Source organism: Halomonas sp. A29 (genome assembly GCF_046723295.1).
Classification (GTDB): Bacteria; Pseudomonadota; Gammaproteobacteria; order Pseudomonadales; family Halomonadaceae; genus Halomonas.
In genome coordinates this window covers 25,482-41,209 of sequence record NZ_JAXQPR010000008.1, presented here as the reverse complement: position 1 = coordinate 41,209, position 15,728 = coordinate 25,482, and the positions used below count along the sequence as shown (strand labels likewise).

Here is a 15,728-nt window from a genome sequence, read left to right as displayed (position 1 = left end):
AGGCTACTCTGCCCCGCCAGAGCCATACTCCGGCGGTGAGACCGCGACAACCATAGGTTGTCGGCAGCACACCAAGGATGCCCCATGACTACAGAGACGCCATCTCACGCCGCCATGTCCAGCGACCACCGAACCCCCACCGAACAGGGTTATGACTTCTCGGAGCAGGTCGGTCATTTGCTGCGCAAGGCCTACCAGCGCCATACGGCGATCTTCCAGCGCCACAGTTGTGACAAACAGCTGACTGCCATCCAGTTCGTCACCCTGTGCACGGTCATGGAGCGCGGGCCAAGCTCGCTCACCGAGATCGTCAATGCCACCGCCATCGATCCCGCCACGATCCGTGGGGTGATCAAGCGGCTCAAGGCACGGGAGTGGATCACCCTGACCACCGATCCCGGCGACCAGCGCAAGGTGATGGTGGTCATCACCGAGGCGGGTGAGTCCCTGGTCGAGACCATGGTGCCCATCGCCAAGCAGATCAGCGATCAGACCATGAGCAACCTCAATCCCGCCGAACGCATCGCCCTGATGCATCTGCTGGAGAAGATGAACGCCGACGGCTGAGGTAGCTGCCCGGCCGCTGTCGGCCGGGTCGGGTCAGTCATGCCGCAAATGATCCAGCGTCTCGTCGAGGAAGACCACGTCGCCGTACTTGCTGTCGATATCGAACAGGTTGGCCTCGTGTGGCGCAGGGTGGCGATCACCGACGCAATCGCGCACCACCATCACTCGGAAGCCATGCTGCAGGCCATCCACGGCGGTGGCGCGAATGCACCCGCTGGTCGAGCAGCCGGTCAGGATCAGGGTATCCACCCCCATGGCCACCAGTGTCGAGGCCAGCGAGGTGCCGAAGAAGGCGCTGGCATACTGCTTGGTGATCACCAGCTCATCGCCAGACGGGATTACCTCCTCGCAGAAGGCCGCATAGGGGTTGCCCGGCACCATGGCGCGCATCACCGGTGCCTTCTTGACCCAGATGCCACCGTCACGCTGGTCCGGCGCCTGGTAAAGAATATTGGTATGAATAACCGGCACCCGGGCCTCGCGCGCCGCCGCCAACAGCCGCGGCATCCTTGCCACCGCCTCTACCACACCCGGGGCATAGAGCGGCGAGCCCGGCGTGGTGTATCCCTGCATGAAGTCGACAACCAATAGAGCGGCCTTTTTACCGAAACCGATCCGGCCATCCCAGACGCCCTTGTAGTTGTCGCTGGCTTCCTGAGCGTGTTGCGTCATGACGGTCTCCTCAGTAGGCGCCCGACAGCAAAGCGCCGGCTCCCGGCACCACCGGTTCGAGATCGAGGGCCTTGAGCATGGCGTAGGTGGTGGCAATGGCTGCGGTGACCACCGGCTTGCCAGTGATCGCTTCCACCTTGGAGACGGCGGCCAGCGAGGGCATCTGCACACAAGCAGAGAGCACGATGGCATCCACGTCGCTGTAGTCGAGGCCGGCGACAATCTCCGGCAGATTGGCGGGGTCGTGGCGAGCCACGTCGAGATTGTTGGAAATCTCCAGCGCGCGGTAGTCGACCACCTCGACGCCCTCCTCACGGATATAATCCACCACCATCTCGGTGAGCGGCTTCATGTAGGGCGCCACCACCACCACGCGCTTAGCCTTCATTACGCCCAGGGCATCCACCAGGGCGCCGGCACTGGTCACCACCGGAGTGTCGCAACCGTTCTCCTCGGTGCGGCTACGCAGGCGCCGCTGGGATTCGCGGTGGTATCCCGGCCCCATGGACATTATCGCCACCAGGCAGGCATAGCCCATCACGTCCACTGCCGCGTCAGAGAGCTCCAGCGCACAGCGGTCGGACTCACCGTCCATGGCAGCCAGCTCATCCTTGCTCACGGTCTTCATGCGCATGCGGCTGGAGTGGAAAGTGAAACGCTCTGGGCGAACCAGTTGTCTCGCAGCCAGCATCGCGGGAATTTCCGTCTCCATGGTGATGTTGGAGCTGGGTACGATCTGGCCGATACGGTATGTCTTGGTCATGGCGTAAGGCCTCTCTCAGAGTTCAGTGCCCAGGAAGTCCTCGAAGGCGGCGAAGAAGCCCTCGTAGTCGTCCCAGGGAATCATGTGTCCCGCCCGCGGGGCGGTGGTGATGCGAATCGACGGCAGCAGGTCGCGGATCTCGGCACGATCTTGATCCTCAATCACCCCGCCCTTGCCGGCGCAGATCAACAGCGTCGGTACCGTCACACCGGGAAGGTCCTGATGGATATCCACGCTGTGGAACTCCTCGAAGGCTTGGACGATGGCTGGCTCGTAGCAGGTGTGCAGCCACTCGGCGCGCAGGCGCAACTGATCCTCGCTCCAGGTCGGGCAGTACCGACGCATGGTCTCGAGGTCGGCACCCCGGAGGCAGTCACGGATCGAATCCACGTACCAAGGCAGTTTGCTGGGGTACTCGCGGCGCCCCGGACCGGAGACCGGCGGATCGATCAGTACCAGCTTGTCGATGTCTCGAGCGCCCCGGGACAGGGCACGCAATGCGAAGCGGGCGCCCATGGAATGGCCGGCAAGAATGACACGCTCCAGCCCCAGCGCCGCGATGAACGCGCTCACGTCATCGGCACAGGTATCGGTGTCGTAGGCGAGTTCGGGGCCGCTGGAGGAGAGACCGCGGCCGCGCACGTCGAGCACATAGGTATCGAAGTGTCGGCCGAGGCGCTCGGCCACGAATCCCCAGGTCACGGCCGGGCTGGTGATACCGGGAATCAGCACCAGCGGCTGGCGGGTGGCCGATGCCTCACCGCCGTAGCGCAGGTAGTGCTGGCGGATGCCATTGGCCTGGACATTGGCACCGTACAGGAAGGTACTGCTCATGCCGGACTCTCCTCATCGGTGTGCTGCAGCTGCTTGAGCGGCACCTCGTAGACGTCATAGCCGAACACCCAGGCCGGGTCTTCGTCATGACGCAGCCAGGTGTTGTCGTGGGAGACCTTCTGCACGCGGGAGGCGCGCTCGAAGCGGTTGGTACGGTACAGCTCGAAGGCGTCGTGATAACGGTCGGCACCGACCTCATCCAGACAACGCACCAGCATGGCGGCATCCTCAATGGCCATGGCGGCGCCCTGGGCCATGTGCGGCTTCATCGGATGGCAAGCATCGCCAAGCAACACCAGGCGGTTGTCATGCCACAGTGGCAAGGGGTTACGCTCGAGCAACGGCCACTTGGTGACCGTCTCGGTGCAGTCGATCAGTGCCTGGGCCGTGGGGTGATAACCCTCGAAGGCCTTGCGCATCTCTTCGCGAGAGCTGTCCACGAAGGAGGTACCGTGATTCCATTCCGGCTCCGGCACCCCGGTGACGTAGTAGTACTCCTTCTCATCGCCGGTCACGAAGTAGACCATCATGTGGCGATCCTCCGACCACCACTTCACGCACGCCTCGAAGTCGAGGTCATAGGCCTTGAGCTTCTCCGCCGAGATGATCGCCCGATGGGCGACCCAGCCGCTGTAGGTGGGCGCTTCGGGCCCCAGCAGTTTCTCGCGGATGCGTGAATTGACGCCATCGGCGCCGATCACCAGGTCGGCCTCGTCGGTCGTGCCATCGGCGAAGGTCATGGTCACCTTGTCGCCACTGTCGTCGACGTTCACCAGTTGCTTGTCGAAGTAGAGCCGCTCCTGATCCAAGGTGCTAACCATCAACTCATGCAAGTCGCCGCGGTGCACGGTGATATAGGCCGCACCGTACTCTTCGCGGGCGAAATCACCGAGCGGGATGCGCGACAGGTACTCGCCGCTCCTGCCATCGCGACTGAACCAGTGGGTCGGATGGGAGCCCATGGCGTTGAGCTTGTCCTCGATGCCAATGCGACGCATCACCTTCATGACGTTGGGGCCGAGGTGAATACCGGCGCCCAGCCGGGAAAAGGCTGGAGCCTGCTCGTAGACCCTTGTGTCGTAGCCTGCCTGCTGCAGGAGCGCACCCGCTGCAGCGCCTCCGAGACCTGCACCAATAACGGCAATTTTTCGATTCTTGGTCATTTACTCCACCTCTTTGATTTTATTGATCTTCCTCGATGCCCTGATGCCAGTGGCAGAAGACAGAGGGCAGAGGGCATGCGTAGAGCAACTCTTCGTCAGGGCGCTCCAGCATGGGGCACGCGCCAGGGGTGACACGAAACTCAATTACAACGTATACACCATTATTTTTCACGTCAAGCACCGTTTATCGATTGGCTCACCGGGCAGCCCGACCTAGTCACCAAAAGAGAAAACCTTGATATAGTCCTATAAAATGGTGGTTTTAAGAAGAAAAAGCATGACACACATCATAGCTTGCAGGAACAGGACTCAAGGTGCTATATGTGTAGAAACCCAAAATTAACAACGTACACACCTCAAAAATCGACACACCCGGATCCTCGAAGGAGGCGCAGGGTGATACCTGAATTGGCTCTCAAGAGCCAAAAAACGTTGATAACACCAAGAATAACGACGAGCCCTATGACCCAAGCGATCTCCCTGACCGTTAATGGCCGCTCGTACGAGCTGGCAGTACCGCCGGACACCTCCCTGTTGACCGTCCTGCGCAATGACCTGGAGCTCAATGGCCCCAAGTACGGCTGCGGCCTGGGCGAGTGCGGTGCCTGTAGTGTGCTGATCGACGGCATGGCCGCCCGGGCCTGTGTGCTGCCGGTTTCGGTCGCGGTCGAGCATGAGATCCTTACCCTCGAGGGCCTGGCCAGCGAAGGCCGCCTCGACCCTGTGCAGCGCGCCTTCATCGAGGCCCAGGCCGCCCAATGCGGCTACTGCCTCAATGGCATGATCATCAGCGTGCGCGCTCTGCTCAATCACACCCCTATGCCCTCATCAGCCCAGCTGCGGGCCGCTCTGGAGTACAACCTCTGCCGCTGCGGCACCCACCTGGAGATTCTCGAGGCGGCGAGTCGCGCCGTGGCAATCAACGCCGCCGAGTCGCCGGAGGCGCCCCATGAGTGATCGGCAGCCCCCCACTTCCCGGGCTGAACCCACAGAGCTCCCCGCTCCGCTGGTGTCCCCCAAGCGCTTCGGTGTAGCGGTAAGGCCGCCTCACTATGCCTGGAACGGCGAGCACTTCGTCAGCGATCGGCTGGTGGCCGTGGATCGGGCCAGCGTGGCGGGCCTGCCGGGTCGGATCGAAGTCGTCATCGAGGGCGATTTCGTGGGCGTGGTGGCCGACAATCTGGACGCGGCGCAGAACGCTGCGCGTCGCCTGCGGCTCGAATGGCGTGCGCCCTCCCACGCAGGCCAAGGCGACCACGACCAGGTCCCCTTGGAGACCAGGGCGCGGTCCCGGGAGCTGGCGGCTGGACATGGCGAGGCGGCCTCGGCCCATCGCCATGACTATGGCTGGCCGAGCCGCCTGCGCTGGGGCAATGCTCCCGGCTGGGTGGTGGCCGACTGCTCCGATCAACGCCTGATGCTTTGGGGAGAGACGATCACGCCCGAGGCCTTAATTCACGACCTGATGACCCTCACCGGCCTGCCGGCCGAGCGGATCGAGCTCTACGGGACTACCCCGGCACGGGTCTCCAGCCTGGGGCGTCACTGTGGTGACGACGCTGCAGTGGATGCCGCAGTGATGTCCCGTCAACTGGGCTGCCCCGTGGCGGTATGGCTGGATGCCGCCTACACCCGTGATGTGCATGCCCTGGGCCAGGCACAGCGCATCACCCTGGGCGCCAACCTGGCGGAGAGCGGCGAGATCGCCGACTACCGCTTCCATCAGGCCCATGCCTCGGGCGATATCGCCGCCGTGGGCCTGTGGCTCTGCGGCAGACCGCCCATCCGGCGGACCGAAGCCGGCGGAACGCCGCCCTTCTCGCCCTATGCCTTCTATAGCGCCCAACTGGCGACGCGTCGCGACGATCATGGCGCCGGTCGGCACAGCGAGAGCCTCGCCGAGATTCAGCAGGCCTTTGCCCGGGAATCCTTCCTGGACGAGGTGGCCCACGACAGTGGTCAGGATCCCCTGGCGCTGCGGCTACGTCACCTCGAGGATGCCCGTGGCGTCGAGCTGATCACCTCGGTGTCACAGCGTGCCCGGTGGGGTGAAGCGCCGTCGCCCGCTGCCGCCACATCGCCGGATCGGCTGCGCGGCCGCGGCTTCGCCTATTCACAGCTGCCCGATCGACATCAACGCATCCCGGAAGGCGTGCGCTCGGCCTGGATCGCCGACGTGGAGATCAACCGTATCACCGGCGACGTGACCCTGACCCGGCTGGTGGTCGGCCAGGATGCCGGCCCCGAGGTAGATACGGATCGCCTGCAGCAGACACTGCAGGCCCGGGTGCTGGGTAGTGCTCGCCCTTTGCTGGGCCGCGTACCCGCCTTCGACGAATGGGGCGATGGCAGCGAGGGCGCCAGGGCTGTCGACCCAATGCCCGGTGGTGCCCTGGCGACCCGCACCGACATGCCAACCAGGGAGAGCGCAGGCAGCGAGGCGGTGACCTCGCTGCCGCAGCCGCTCGACGAGGTGAATCTTGCACCCGGTGTGGCGGTGATCGCCAATGCGCTGTTCGATGCCACCGGCGTGCGCTTCCGCCAGCCGCCCTTCACCGCCAGCCGCGTGCGTCAGGCTCTCCAGCAGCAGGTCAATCCCTTGCAGGAAGAGGCACCAGGCAGACCGACCAGGCGCCGCTGGCTCAAGGTGGCGGCCCTGACCGCGTTGGCCGGCACGGCGATCATGGCCTGGCCCTGGAAGGGGGCGATCGCACCGATCAACCGCCCCGCGGCCAACCTCTATTCCGCCGAGACCATCGAACGTGGACGCCTGGTGGCCGCGGCCAGCGACTGTGCGGCCTGTCATACCGCCGAGGGAGGTCAAGAGAATGCCGGCGGACGCGCCTTCGATACACCATTTGGCACGCTGTACAGCACCAACCTCACGCCAGACGAGGATACAGGGATCGGTCGCTGGTCCTATGCCGCCTTCGAGCGCGCCATGCGTCACGGTATCAGCCGCGACGGCAAGCATCTTTATCCGGCCTTCCCTTACACGGCCTTCGCCAAGATCAGCGATGCCGACATGCAGGCACTCTACGCCTACCTGATGGCGCAGCCCGCGGTGAGCGCCGAGACGCCGGCCAATGCGCTGAGCTTTCCGTTCAACTTGCGACCACTGATGGCCGGATGGAACGCCCTCTACCACGACCCCAGCCCCTTCGAGCCCGATCCCGGCCAGAGCGACCTCTACAATCGCGGCGCCTACCTCGCCGAGGGCCTGGGGCACTGCAGCGCCTGCCATACGCCGCGCAACGCCATGGGAGCCGAGCAGAAAGGAGTGCACAGCCTGGCCGGTGCCATGGTGGACGGCTGGGAGGCCCCACCGCTCAATCGGCTATCCAGCTCGCCGATTCCCTGGAGCGAGGCCTCCCTCTACGACTACCTGCGCCACGGCGCGTCGTCACTGCATGGTGTGGCCTCGGGCCCCATGGCACCGGTGGTGGCCGGCCTGGGCGAGCTACCGGAATATGACGTACGCGCCCTGGCTCACTATGTGGCGGTCCAGATGGACGCACCGGCGGGCGATAGCGAGACCGTGCGAGCCGACGCCGCGGCGCGCATCGCCACGGCCCAGAGCGGCCCCGCCGGCATGGAGGAGGGAGAACGCCTGTTCGAAGGGGCCTGCGCCAGCTGCCATATGGATAATGGCCCACCTTCCTTCACCAGCGCTCAGACCTCGCTGGCCTTGAACACCAACCTACATAGCCAGCATCCCGACAACGCCATCCAGTCGATCCTGGGTGGCGTGCATGCCGACCATGTACCCGGCCTCGGCAACATGCCCGGTTTCACCGACAGTTTCAGCGACTCCCAGGTCGTCACCTTGACGGCCTACCTACGGGCGCGCTTTGCGCCCGACCAAGCCCCCTGGCGAAACATCGAGTCGCGCGTGACGACGATTCGCCAGCATAACAACAGTCCTTCCCCCACCCCTGACGCAATAACAAGACGAGGTCGATCATGAAAAGAAGCAAGTGGATATGGCTGGTCTGGGCAGTGGTCCTGCTCTGCTACCTGGTGCCCTACACCCTGTTGACCGATGTGCAGGCATGGTATGGCAGCTTCCTGTTCTGGACGATTGCCGGTGTCGCGGTCATCGCTCTGAACCTCTTCATCACCAAGGACTTCGAGGAGCACGGCAATGACTGAGTCACTGATCTGGTGGTCGATCGCCATCTACCTCTTGGTTGCCATCGTCATCGCCATCCTGTCGCGCCAGGGCAAGTCGGAGAGCATGTCGGGCTACTTCCTGGGTAACCGGCAGATGAACGGTTTCGTGTCGGCGTTGAGCTATAGTGCCACGACCTATAGTGCCTTCATGATGGTGGGGTTGGCCGGACTCACCTACGCCGGTGGCGTAGGGGCTCTGGGCTTCGAGATCATCTACTTCGCAGGTGTCTCGCTGGTGGCCATCTTCGGGCCAAAGTTCTGGGCCGTGGGCAAGAAGTTCAACTTCGTGACCCCGAGCGAGATGCTGGGGCACCGCTACAACAGCAAGCAAGTCGCCATGGCGGTGTCGATCGCCAGCTGCATCTTCCTGATCCCCTATGCGGCAGTGCAACTGGCAGGGGTCGGCTACCTGCTGCAAGGCACCACCAACGGCGCCATTCCCTTCACCACCGGGGTGATGCTGGCCACGGCGATCGCGATCTTCTTCTCCTATGTGGCAGGCATTCGCTCGGTCATGTGGACCGACTCGCTGCAGGCGATCATGATGATCATCGCCTCGACCCTGGTCGCCTTCCTGGTCATCCAAGGCCTCGGCGGCTTCGCCGCTCTGTTCGATACCCTGGCCACTGAGCATCCCCAGTCGCTTACGGTACCGGGCTCCGGCCTGTTCAGCTTCATCACCTTCCTCGGCCTGACCATCCCCTGGTTCTTCTTCAGCCTGTCCAATCCCCAGGTCAGCCAGCGGCTATTCATGCCTTCCTCGCTGCGCTCCATGCGGCAGATGCTGATCGGGTTCCTGGTCTTCGGCTTCATCTACACCCTGGTCTCGGTGCTGTGGGGCTTCTCGGCCCTCGCCGCCTTCCCGAGCCTGGAACGCGCCGACCTGGCTACGCCATCGCTGCTGGCGTCCGAATTCGTGCCACCGGTGCTGGGCGTCATCGTGATGATCGGCATCATGGCCGCGGCGGTCTCGACTATCGACTCGATCATGCTGACCCTCTCCTCGATGCTGGCGCGTGACGTCTATGCCAATGTCAAACCGGGTGCCAGCGAGAAGCGTCAGCTGCTGGTCGGCAAGATCGTCATTCCGGTAATCGCACTCATGGCGCTGGGCTTCGCCGAGCTACAGCTCGATCTCATCGCGGTGCTGTCGGTAGCCGCCTCTTCAGGACTGGTTGCCATGGTGCCGGCAATCATCGGCGCCTTTTACTGGAAGCGTGGCACCGCTGCTGGCGCTCTGACGAGCGTGCTGGGCACCGGCGCCTTCGTGCTGTTCGTCTACGCCATCGGCAACTCCTTCCTGGGCCTTCCGGCTGGAGTATGGGGCATTATCATCTCCAGCGTACTGTTTGTAGGCGTAAGCCTTGCTACTCAACCTTGCCATTCTTCTGCCAATACTTTCATGGAAGCCATCAAGGAAGAGCTTGCCAAAAAAGCCAAAGCCAAAAAGCAAAACGAGACAACACTTCCACCATCGCTTCAGGGTGAAATCCAATAGAAACACGACCGTACCGCACATAGCTCAGCTGCGTGATTAGTGCTCGGCAGGGGGTGATACCGCCCCCTATTTTAGACACCAGATTCAAACCACATAATTCAAGCGGAGGACATCATGAACCAGGCTAGCTTTACAGAAATATGTCTACATCAGCTAAAAATGTCTGGGGTGCACGAGGGTGAGAGACTAATCATCCTTACACAGGGAAACGAACGCCTTGAGTATGCCGATGCATTTATGGCAGCAGGCCAGCGCATAGGTGCCCACATGTATCACATGCGCTTACCGGCTCCACTGCCGACAGGTGGGTGGAATGTGGGTACGACTGGCCTAGCCAGCATGCCCGATGCGATAGAAGCGCTTAAAAATTGCGACATGCTGATCGACTGTCTTTTTTTGCTTTTTTCTCCGGAACAAATGGCTATACAAGCTGCGGGTACGCGCATACTTACTGTCGTTGAGCCCCCTGAGCTTCTGGCAAGAATGCTACCTACAAAGGAATTAAGGGAGAAAGTTGAGATTGCTGCTTCCTTGCTAGAAAAAGCCAAGGTCATGCGGATTACATCGCCCCATGGGACAGATGTCACCTACCAATTGAATACTTACCCCACCGTCGCGGAATATGCCTGTACCGACGAACCTGGACGATGGGACCATTGGCCATCGGGTTTTGTTTTTACCGGGGGAGACGATGATGGCGTAGATGGGACAATAGTCGTAGCACCAGGCGATATTCTACTCCCACAGAACATCTATGTTAGAGAGCCCATTACATACACCATAGAAAAAGGTTGGATTACAAACATCCAAGGGGGATTAGAAGCGGAAATTGTAAAATCCTATATGGCAAGCTTTGAAGACGAACGCGGCTTTGGAATGAGTCACGTCGGGTGGGGAATGAACAGAGATGCCAAATGGCACCGAATGGTTCCAGGCGAATTTCCTGGCGGCATGGGCATGGAGCCCAGAAGCTTCTATGGCAACGTCATGTTTTCGACAGGACCCAACAATGAGCTTGGCGGAAAAAATGACACCGCCTGCCACCTGGACATACCGATGAGAAACTGCTCTCTTTTCTTGGATGACAATCCCATATTGGTTGACGGAGATATCGTAGACAAAAATATCGCAATTCAACAACAATAGGTTGAAAGCCTCGGGGTTTTTAACTTGGGGGCGATTACCTCGTCCAGCAGGCAGATCTGCGGCACGTTGAAGTACCCGCTGCGTTGGCCTGGCGTAGAGGTCGTTGAGCCGGTCGATGATCTCGGCCAGGCGCCGTTTCTCGGTGTCGTGGGGCTTGCCTGACCCCACCCCGCTGAGCCCGCACGCCTGTAGACGAGCACTGAAGGTCTGTGCAAGTCACTGCAACGCTTTCGACAGCGTCGCAGGGCCTCGTCATGGGGTTCCAAAAGCAGGTAGGCCAGGTCGATATCGACCGAGAGGCGCGGAAACAGCTGCACGAAAAGGTTGATGACCGTGCCTGTCCGTAGTAGCGAACTTCAATCGGCATGCAGCAACGCCTCCGGCACCGTGACGTGATATACCCTGCCCAGTTGGTCCCCTGGCAGAGCTGCCGCTTGCCTTTGCCTAGGTTGAATCGGCGCGGTTCAAGTCGACCGTATCAGGTATGCCCGGCGTGGCGAGCCAGGTAGTAGACAAAGCCATGCAGTGCCAGGACCGTCTGGCCACCCGGCAAAAGCGTTGGCAACCCCGAGTCGTCGCTTGCCTGCAGGGCGAAAACAGCGCTCTGCCAGTTCAGGGAATGCCCCGATTGGCAGTAGGCACCGTACCCCACACGTTGCAACCTGCCACTGCCGGCCAGCATACGCACCTGATTCGATGAAGCAAGCCATACAGTCGTAACGACGGCGCCCTGCGGGATCTTTTGCAGCAGACGGTTTATTTTCACGCGAAAAAAGCGGCCTTAAATTCCGTCTTTAGAGTGGAGGGTAAACCATGCCAGCTTAACGTTAAACTTATAATCGCCGTTAAAGGCCGTTTTCAGTACAGACTTTAAACCAGCAACTATATATCCGGATCTGCTCGTTCCAAAGAGTCGCCCACTACAGGGGCTGCAGAATCAGTTGGACAACATCGACGCACCGCGTTCACATTCCAGTGCCCGGAGCGACGTCGTAGCGGGGCGGCAGTTTGAGGAAAAACATCCAGGCTGAAGAAGCAGTGGCAGAGGACAAAACGGCCACGCATCATATTAATCCTGATAATGTGTATACTTTTTCGCACTTCCTTTCACTTGGTCGAAGGGATATTTCTCCGCATTCTTTCTCATCTTCGCCCAGCATGCCGCTTCGATATCCACGTCCAGCTTACCCGCCAGACGAATAAGGTAGAGCTGTATATCGGCAATCTCATCGCGCACGGCGGCCAGTTGCTGCTCATCCAGCTCTTTGGACTGTGCCTCAGTCAGCCACTGAAAGCATTCTTGCAGCTCAGCCGCCTCCACCGTCAGCGCCATGGCAAGGTTCTTGGGCGAGTGGAACTGGTCCCAGTCGCGCTCAGTGGCGAACTGGTCCATCGCGTCGTGTAGCTGCTTGAACGGGTCGGACATGAGGGCTCCACCTGAGTTCTACGGTTTTGGATTGCTTTGAGCATGCCTGTTCTGCTGCTTGCTATCCAGTCCGCATCAGCATAGGCGACCATCAAGCCGCCCATCTCCTCACAGTACAGATAGAAATTCGCCGATGACCTTCAGATCCTCAAGTTCATCCTCAAGCACGATGTCCTTGTAGCCAAAAGCGTTGGTCTGTGGCTTCAGGACGATACGCTGGTTCACGAACTCGCCGTACTCCTCGACCTTTTCGCTCTGGTACAGCTTTACCGTGAAGCTGCCGCCATGATCCGGGTCCTCAATGGCTCGATGCTGCACCACAACGATCTTCCCTTGCCGTGTGCCGCCTGGGTTCGCACGGAACAGACACCAGGCGCCATTGGGGATGCGCCGGTTCATCGACTCTCCCACTACCCGGCTGACGAACAGGTCGGAGCTCGCCCGCATAAAGTCCGGCAGCTCGACCCAGTGCTCGGCTTCGGCGATCTGCATCTCGCTGAACTCGCCGGCGGCGATGCTCAAGTCGTACACGGGCACATGGCGCTCGAACGGATCTGCCTGCTCTCGCGACACGATTGGAAGATGTAAGCCATCCAAAATCTCAACGTTCTCAGCCGGGTCTGGATACCCGGCCACTGATCGGGAGCGGACGAAAGCTGCAAAGTACTCTCGGGTTTCGGGGTCGGTGGCATAGACATAACAACCCTTCTGCCCCCGTGTCATCAGAGTACGGTAGGTGTTCTTGATGATCTGGTCTGCCAGGGCCTTCGCCCGCTCAGGTTCCTCCTTGAGCAGCGTCTTGTACCCATGAACGGAGCGGTCCTGTCCTGCCCTTTTTCCAGCATCGCTTACCACTCGCCCATCGCGAATCACGAAGTCATCCCCTATGATGACGCCGACGTAGTCGAACTCCAGACCTTGGCAGGTATGAATGCAACCTACTTGCTCGACTGACTCATCAGCGATGGCCCACAGCATGCCATCGTCATTTAGGTTCCACTGGGCAGCAAAGCCATGCTCGGGAAAGACGATGTCCATGGCGTGCCTGTCCTTCTTGCTCGCCCAGGGCCAACAGTACCCCGCCACCATCCGCGCCTTGTTAGCCTTGCGGTTCTTTTCAAGAATGGCTCGACGCAGCTCGCAGGGGTCATCAAAGACCTGAAAATCGTAGTCGATGTCATCCATATCGGTGTTGGCCGTAGTGCGAACCTGTAGCGCATGATCCAGCCACGCCAGGTAGCCATCAGAACCGTTGCAGCGAAACTGCGATGCCAACTCGAGTTCTTGGACCTCGGCTCCGCACTCCGCTGCTCTCCGCCTGATCTCCTCGACCGTACCCACATCCTTCAGCGTGACGCGCTGCGCTTCATCAATGAAGAAGACCGCCAGGCGGGAAGCCGAGATCATCTCCTTGATCTGGCTCTCTCCTATGTTCTGGTACATACCGGATTTTTCGTTCAGGCGGTGCGCCTCGTCCACGATCAGGGCATGAAAGGTATCTGGCTCGGCATAAACGTAACTCCCCGAGCCCTTGAACAGGTTGTTGATATGAGACTTCTTTTTGGTGCCCGTCAGCTTCTTCTTGAATACCTCACGCGGGGCCGAGTTGCGTGATACGTATTGCGTCATCATCTCTCGGTTGGTCAGCTCTACCAGCAGATTGACAGCGACTACAGACTTGCCGGTTCCCGGACCTCCCCTGACGATCAGGCACTGCTTATTACCGCTGACCGCGCGATGCGCAAGGTCGATAGCGGTTTCATACACCAGTTTCTGGTCATCAATCATCAGAAACTCGGCATTGCCCTGCATCATCGACGCCAACGCATCCGCCAGGTTCTTGCTTGGCTTTATCACACCATGCTCGATGCGATACATGATATTACTGCTGTCGCCGTACTTGATATGCTGGCTCAGGAACTTGGACAGCCGCATGGCATCGTGCGATATGAAAACCGGAGCACGCCGAGTGTGGTGCTCGTAGAAGGGGTCATTGATTGCGTCTGCCTGCTTCAGGTTGTGCAGGTAGGCACAGGGAACCAGGCTAATGGACTCGGAACGCACTGTCTCGTTGTAATCTTCGATCAGCGCCGCATAGGACCACGCCTGATAGGAGGGGTGATTGGTCTCACGTATTCCACCTCCCAACTGGGTACGCACAATGGCGTCTTTTTTCGTCACCTCAACGGACTGCCACTGTTTCAACTCCACAATTATGGCGGCATCGTCACGCTGGTGGTTCTTGCCGGTCAGGATGAAGTCCACACGGCGGTTGGTCAGCGGAATGTTGTACTCGATGGCCACCCCTGCCGATGCGGGAATTCCTTCATCAAGCAGCACGCTCATCATGAAACGAAGAGAGTTTTCCCAAGACGCCACCTCGCTGCGTGGCGAGTTGCGGTTCAGCTTGCGCGCCACCTCGTTCTCTATGGCGTCGGTGATAACGTTGGCTCGCACGTCATCAATGAACTGCTGCTTGGTGGCGTTGTAGACCAGCATCGTTTATCAGCCCCTTGCAAGATGCGTTTAGAGCTGAGCCATGGTCACATTTCCAATGACTGATGGAAAGGTTGGAAAGGCCAGATACACGAGCAGACTATCGATTGCGATGATTGGTGGGCCCAGCTGGACTCGAACCAGCGACCAAGGGATTATGAGTCCCCTGCTCTAACCAACTGAGCTATAGGCCCTGCATTGCGCCGCCGTATGATAGCGAAAGCTGGTGGGCGAGGCCAGAGGCTCGCGAATGGCAATTTCGTTTCGCCGCGCCGGGCACTTCCCAGCGTTTGGCGTGTCTTCTGGGGTGAGCCTTCCGCTCCAGGAGACGCATTGTTCATGAAACGCCTTTTCTCTTCTTTCCCGCTGGTCGCCCTGGGTGCCTCCGCCCTGCTGTTCGCCCTGCCGCTGGCAGCCTGGGAGCTCGACCCCGAACGCTCGCGGGTTTCCGCCATGGTGATGCAGATTACGCCCGACGGCCCCATTCCGCGCCAGCACGAGGTGCGCCGGCTGAGTGGCAGTGCCGATGCCAGCGGCAACCTGGAACTGCCGCTGCGGCTCAACCAGAGCGACGTGATCGAGCGGCTCGGGCAGTTGCCGCCGTGGCTTTCCGGCATCACTCAGCGGCCCATGGCCACCCTGACCACCCAGTTTCCGCCCGAACGGCTGGATCAGCTCGCCGAGGGGGAGTCCATGGTGGAAAACCTGACGATGAAGGTGCAGTCGGGCAACTCCATGCGTGAGGAGTCGCTGCCGGTGCGCTTCACCAAGACCGGTAGCAGTCAGATCCAGGTCACCAATGCCGAGCGGGTGGCGCTGGATGGGAAGGCGTTGATGGCCGACCCGACCCTGCGCTCGGTGATGCTGCTGCTCGGCTACGAGCAGATCGGCGACGAGGTGCCGGTCAGTCTCGATGCCATGCTGGTCAAGTCGGGAGACTCATAATCCCTTGGTCGCTGACTCGAGCCTAAGCGTTCCCCTCCCCTGGGC

The 15,728-nt window shown here is 60.6% G+C and carries 14 protein-coding genes, 1 tRNA gene and 1 pseudogene; 7 read left to right on the top strand and 9 right to left on the bottom strand.

Annotation, left to right across the window (positions count from 1 at the left end):
* Window positions 1-84: 84 nt before the first annotated feature.
* On the top strand, window positions 85-567 hold the full coding sequence (locus tag SPH52_RS16285) for a MarR family winged helix-turn-helix transcriptional regulator (protein ID WP_026038256.1): 483 nt from the start codon (window positions 85-87) through the stop codon (window positions 565-567).
* A gap of 33 nt (window positions 568-600) precedes the next feature.
* Here SPH52_RS16285 and SPH52_RS16280 read toward each other — a convergent pair whose 3' ends face one another.
* The 4 genes from SPH52_RS16280 to SPH52_RS16265 form a co-directional block, all read right to left on the bottom strand.
* On the bottom strand, window positions 601-1,239 hold the full coding sequence (locus SPH52_RS16280) for an N-carbamoylsarcosine amidohydrolase (protein WP_411796099.1): 639 nt from the start codon (window positions 1,237-1,239) through the stop codon (window positions 601-603).
* A gap of 10 nt (window positions 1,240-1,249) precedes the next feature.
* On the bottom strand, window positions 1,250-1,951 hold the full coding sequence (locus tag SPH52_RS16275) for an Asp/Glu racemase (protein WP_411796326.1): 702 nt from the start codon (window positions 1,949-1,951) through the stop codon (window positions 1,250-1,252).
* A gap of 66 nt (window positions 1,952-2,017) precedes the next feature.
* Window positions 2,018-2,836: an alpha/beta fold hydrolase gene (locus SPH52_RS16270; protein WP_411796098.1), complete on the bottom strand. Its 819-nt coding sequence runs from the start codon at window positions 2,834-2,836 to the stop codon at window positions 2,018-2,020.
* The gene (locus SPH52_RS16265; RefSeq protein ID WP_411796097.1) at window positions 2,833-3,999 is read right to left on the bottom strand and encodes an FAD-dependent monooxygenase; all 1,167 of its coding nucleotides are present in this window, start codon (window positions 3,997-3,999) and stop codon (window positions 2,833-2,835) included. Before SPH52_RS16265 ends, SPH52_RS16270 begins: the two co-directional genes overlap by 4 nt.
* A gap of 462 nt (window positions 4,000-4,461) precedes the next feature.
* Between SPH52_RS16265 and SPH52_RS16260 the strand changes: the two genes are divergently transcribed.
* The 5 genes from SPH52_RS16260 (at window position 4,462) to SPH52_RS16240 (ending at window position 10,816) form a co-directional block, all read left to right on the top strand.
* Window positions 4,462-4,956: a (2Fe-2S)-binding protein gene (locus SPH52_RS16260; protein WP_411796096.1), complete on the top strand. Its 495-nt coding sequence runs from the start codon at window positions 4,462-4,464 to the stop codon at window positions 4,954-4,956.
* Complete coding sequence (locus SPH52_RS16255; RefSeq protein ID WP_411796095.1) at window positions 4,949-7,966, top strand: c-type cytochrome; 3,018 nt, start codon at window positions 4,949-4,951, stop codon at window positions 7,964-7,966. Before SPH52_RS16260 ends, SPH52_RS16255 begins: the two co-directional genes overlap by 8 nt.
* Window positions 7,963-8,151 carry a hypothetical protein gene (locus SPH52_RS16250; RefSeq protein WP_411796094.1) on the top strand — a complete coding sequence of 63 codons (189 nt, stop codon included), beginning with the start codon at window positions 7,963-7,965 and terminating at the stop codon, window positions 8,149-8,151. The genes SPH52_RS16255 and SPH52_RS16250 overlap by 4 nt, the downstream gene beginning before the upstream one ends.
* Window positions 8,144-9,670, top strand: a complete 1,527-nt coding sequence (locus SPH52_RS16245) for a sodium:solute symporter family protein (RefSeq protein WP_411796092.1) — start codon at window positions 8,144-8,146, stop codon at window positions 9,668-9,670. The genes SPH52_RS16250 and SPH52_RS16245 overlap by 8 nt, the downstream gene beginning before the upstream one ends.
* A gap of 114 nt (window positions 9,671-9,784) precedes the next feature.
* Window positions 9,785-10,816 carry a leucyl aminopeptidase gene (locus SPH52_RS16240; protein WP_411796091.1) on the top strand — a complete coding sequence of 344 codons (1,032 nt, stop codon included), beginning with the start codon at window positions 9,785-9,787 and terminating at the stop codon, window positions 10,814-10,816.
* Between the two features lie 230 nt (window positions 10,817-11,046).
* Here the strand turns inward: SPH52_RS16240 and SPH52_RS16235 are convergent.
* From SPH52_RS16235 to SPH52_RS16215, 5 genes and pseudogenes are all read right to left on the bottom strand, one after another.
* Window positions 11,047-11,163, bottom strand: a pseudogene (locus tag SPH52_RS16235) (nucleotidyl transferase AbiEii/AbiGii toxin family protein); the annotation flags it as partial.
* A gap of 131 nt (window positions 11,164-11,294) precedes the next feature.
* Window positions 11,295-11,582 carry an AbiEi antitoxin N-terminal domain-containing protein gene (locus SPH52_RS16230; RefSeq protein ID WP_411796090.1) on the bottom strand — a complete coding sequence of 96 codons (288 nt, stop codon included), beginning with the start codon at window positions 11,580-11,582 and terminating at the stop codon, window positions 11,295-11,297.
* 303 nt (window positions 11,583-11,885) lie between these two features.
* The gene (locus tag SPH52_RS16225; protein ID WP_411796089.1) at window positions 11,886-12,242 is read right to left on the bottom strand and encodes a nucleotide pyrophosphohydrolase; all 357 of its coding nucleotides are present in this window, start codon (window positions 12,240-12,242) and stop codon (window positions 11,886-11,888) included.
* A 108-nt stretch (window positions 12,243-12,350) separates the two neighbouring features.
* On the bottom strand, window positions 12,351-14,741 hold the full coding sequence (locus SPH52_RS16220; RefSeq protein ID WP_411796088.1) for a DNA/RNA helicase domain-containing protein: 2,391 nt from the start codon (window positions 14,739-14,741) through the stop codon (window positions 12,351-12,353).
* A 114-nt stretch (window positions 14,742-14,855) separates the two neighbouring features.
* Window positions 14,856-14,932: transfer RNA gene (locus SPH52_RS16215), tRNA-Ile, on the bottom strand.
* A gap of 145 nt (window positions 14,933-15,077) precedes the next feature.
* Here SPH52_RS16215 and SPH52_RS16210 point away from each other — a divergent pair.
* Window positions 15,078-15,683: a hypothetical protein gene (locus tag SPH52_RS16210; protein ID WP_411796087.1), complete on the top strand. Its 606-nt coding sequence runs from the start codon at window positions 15,078-15,080 to the stop codon at window positions 15,681-15,683.
* Window positions 15,684-15,728 lie beyond the last annotated feature (45 nt).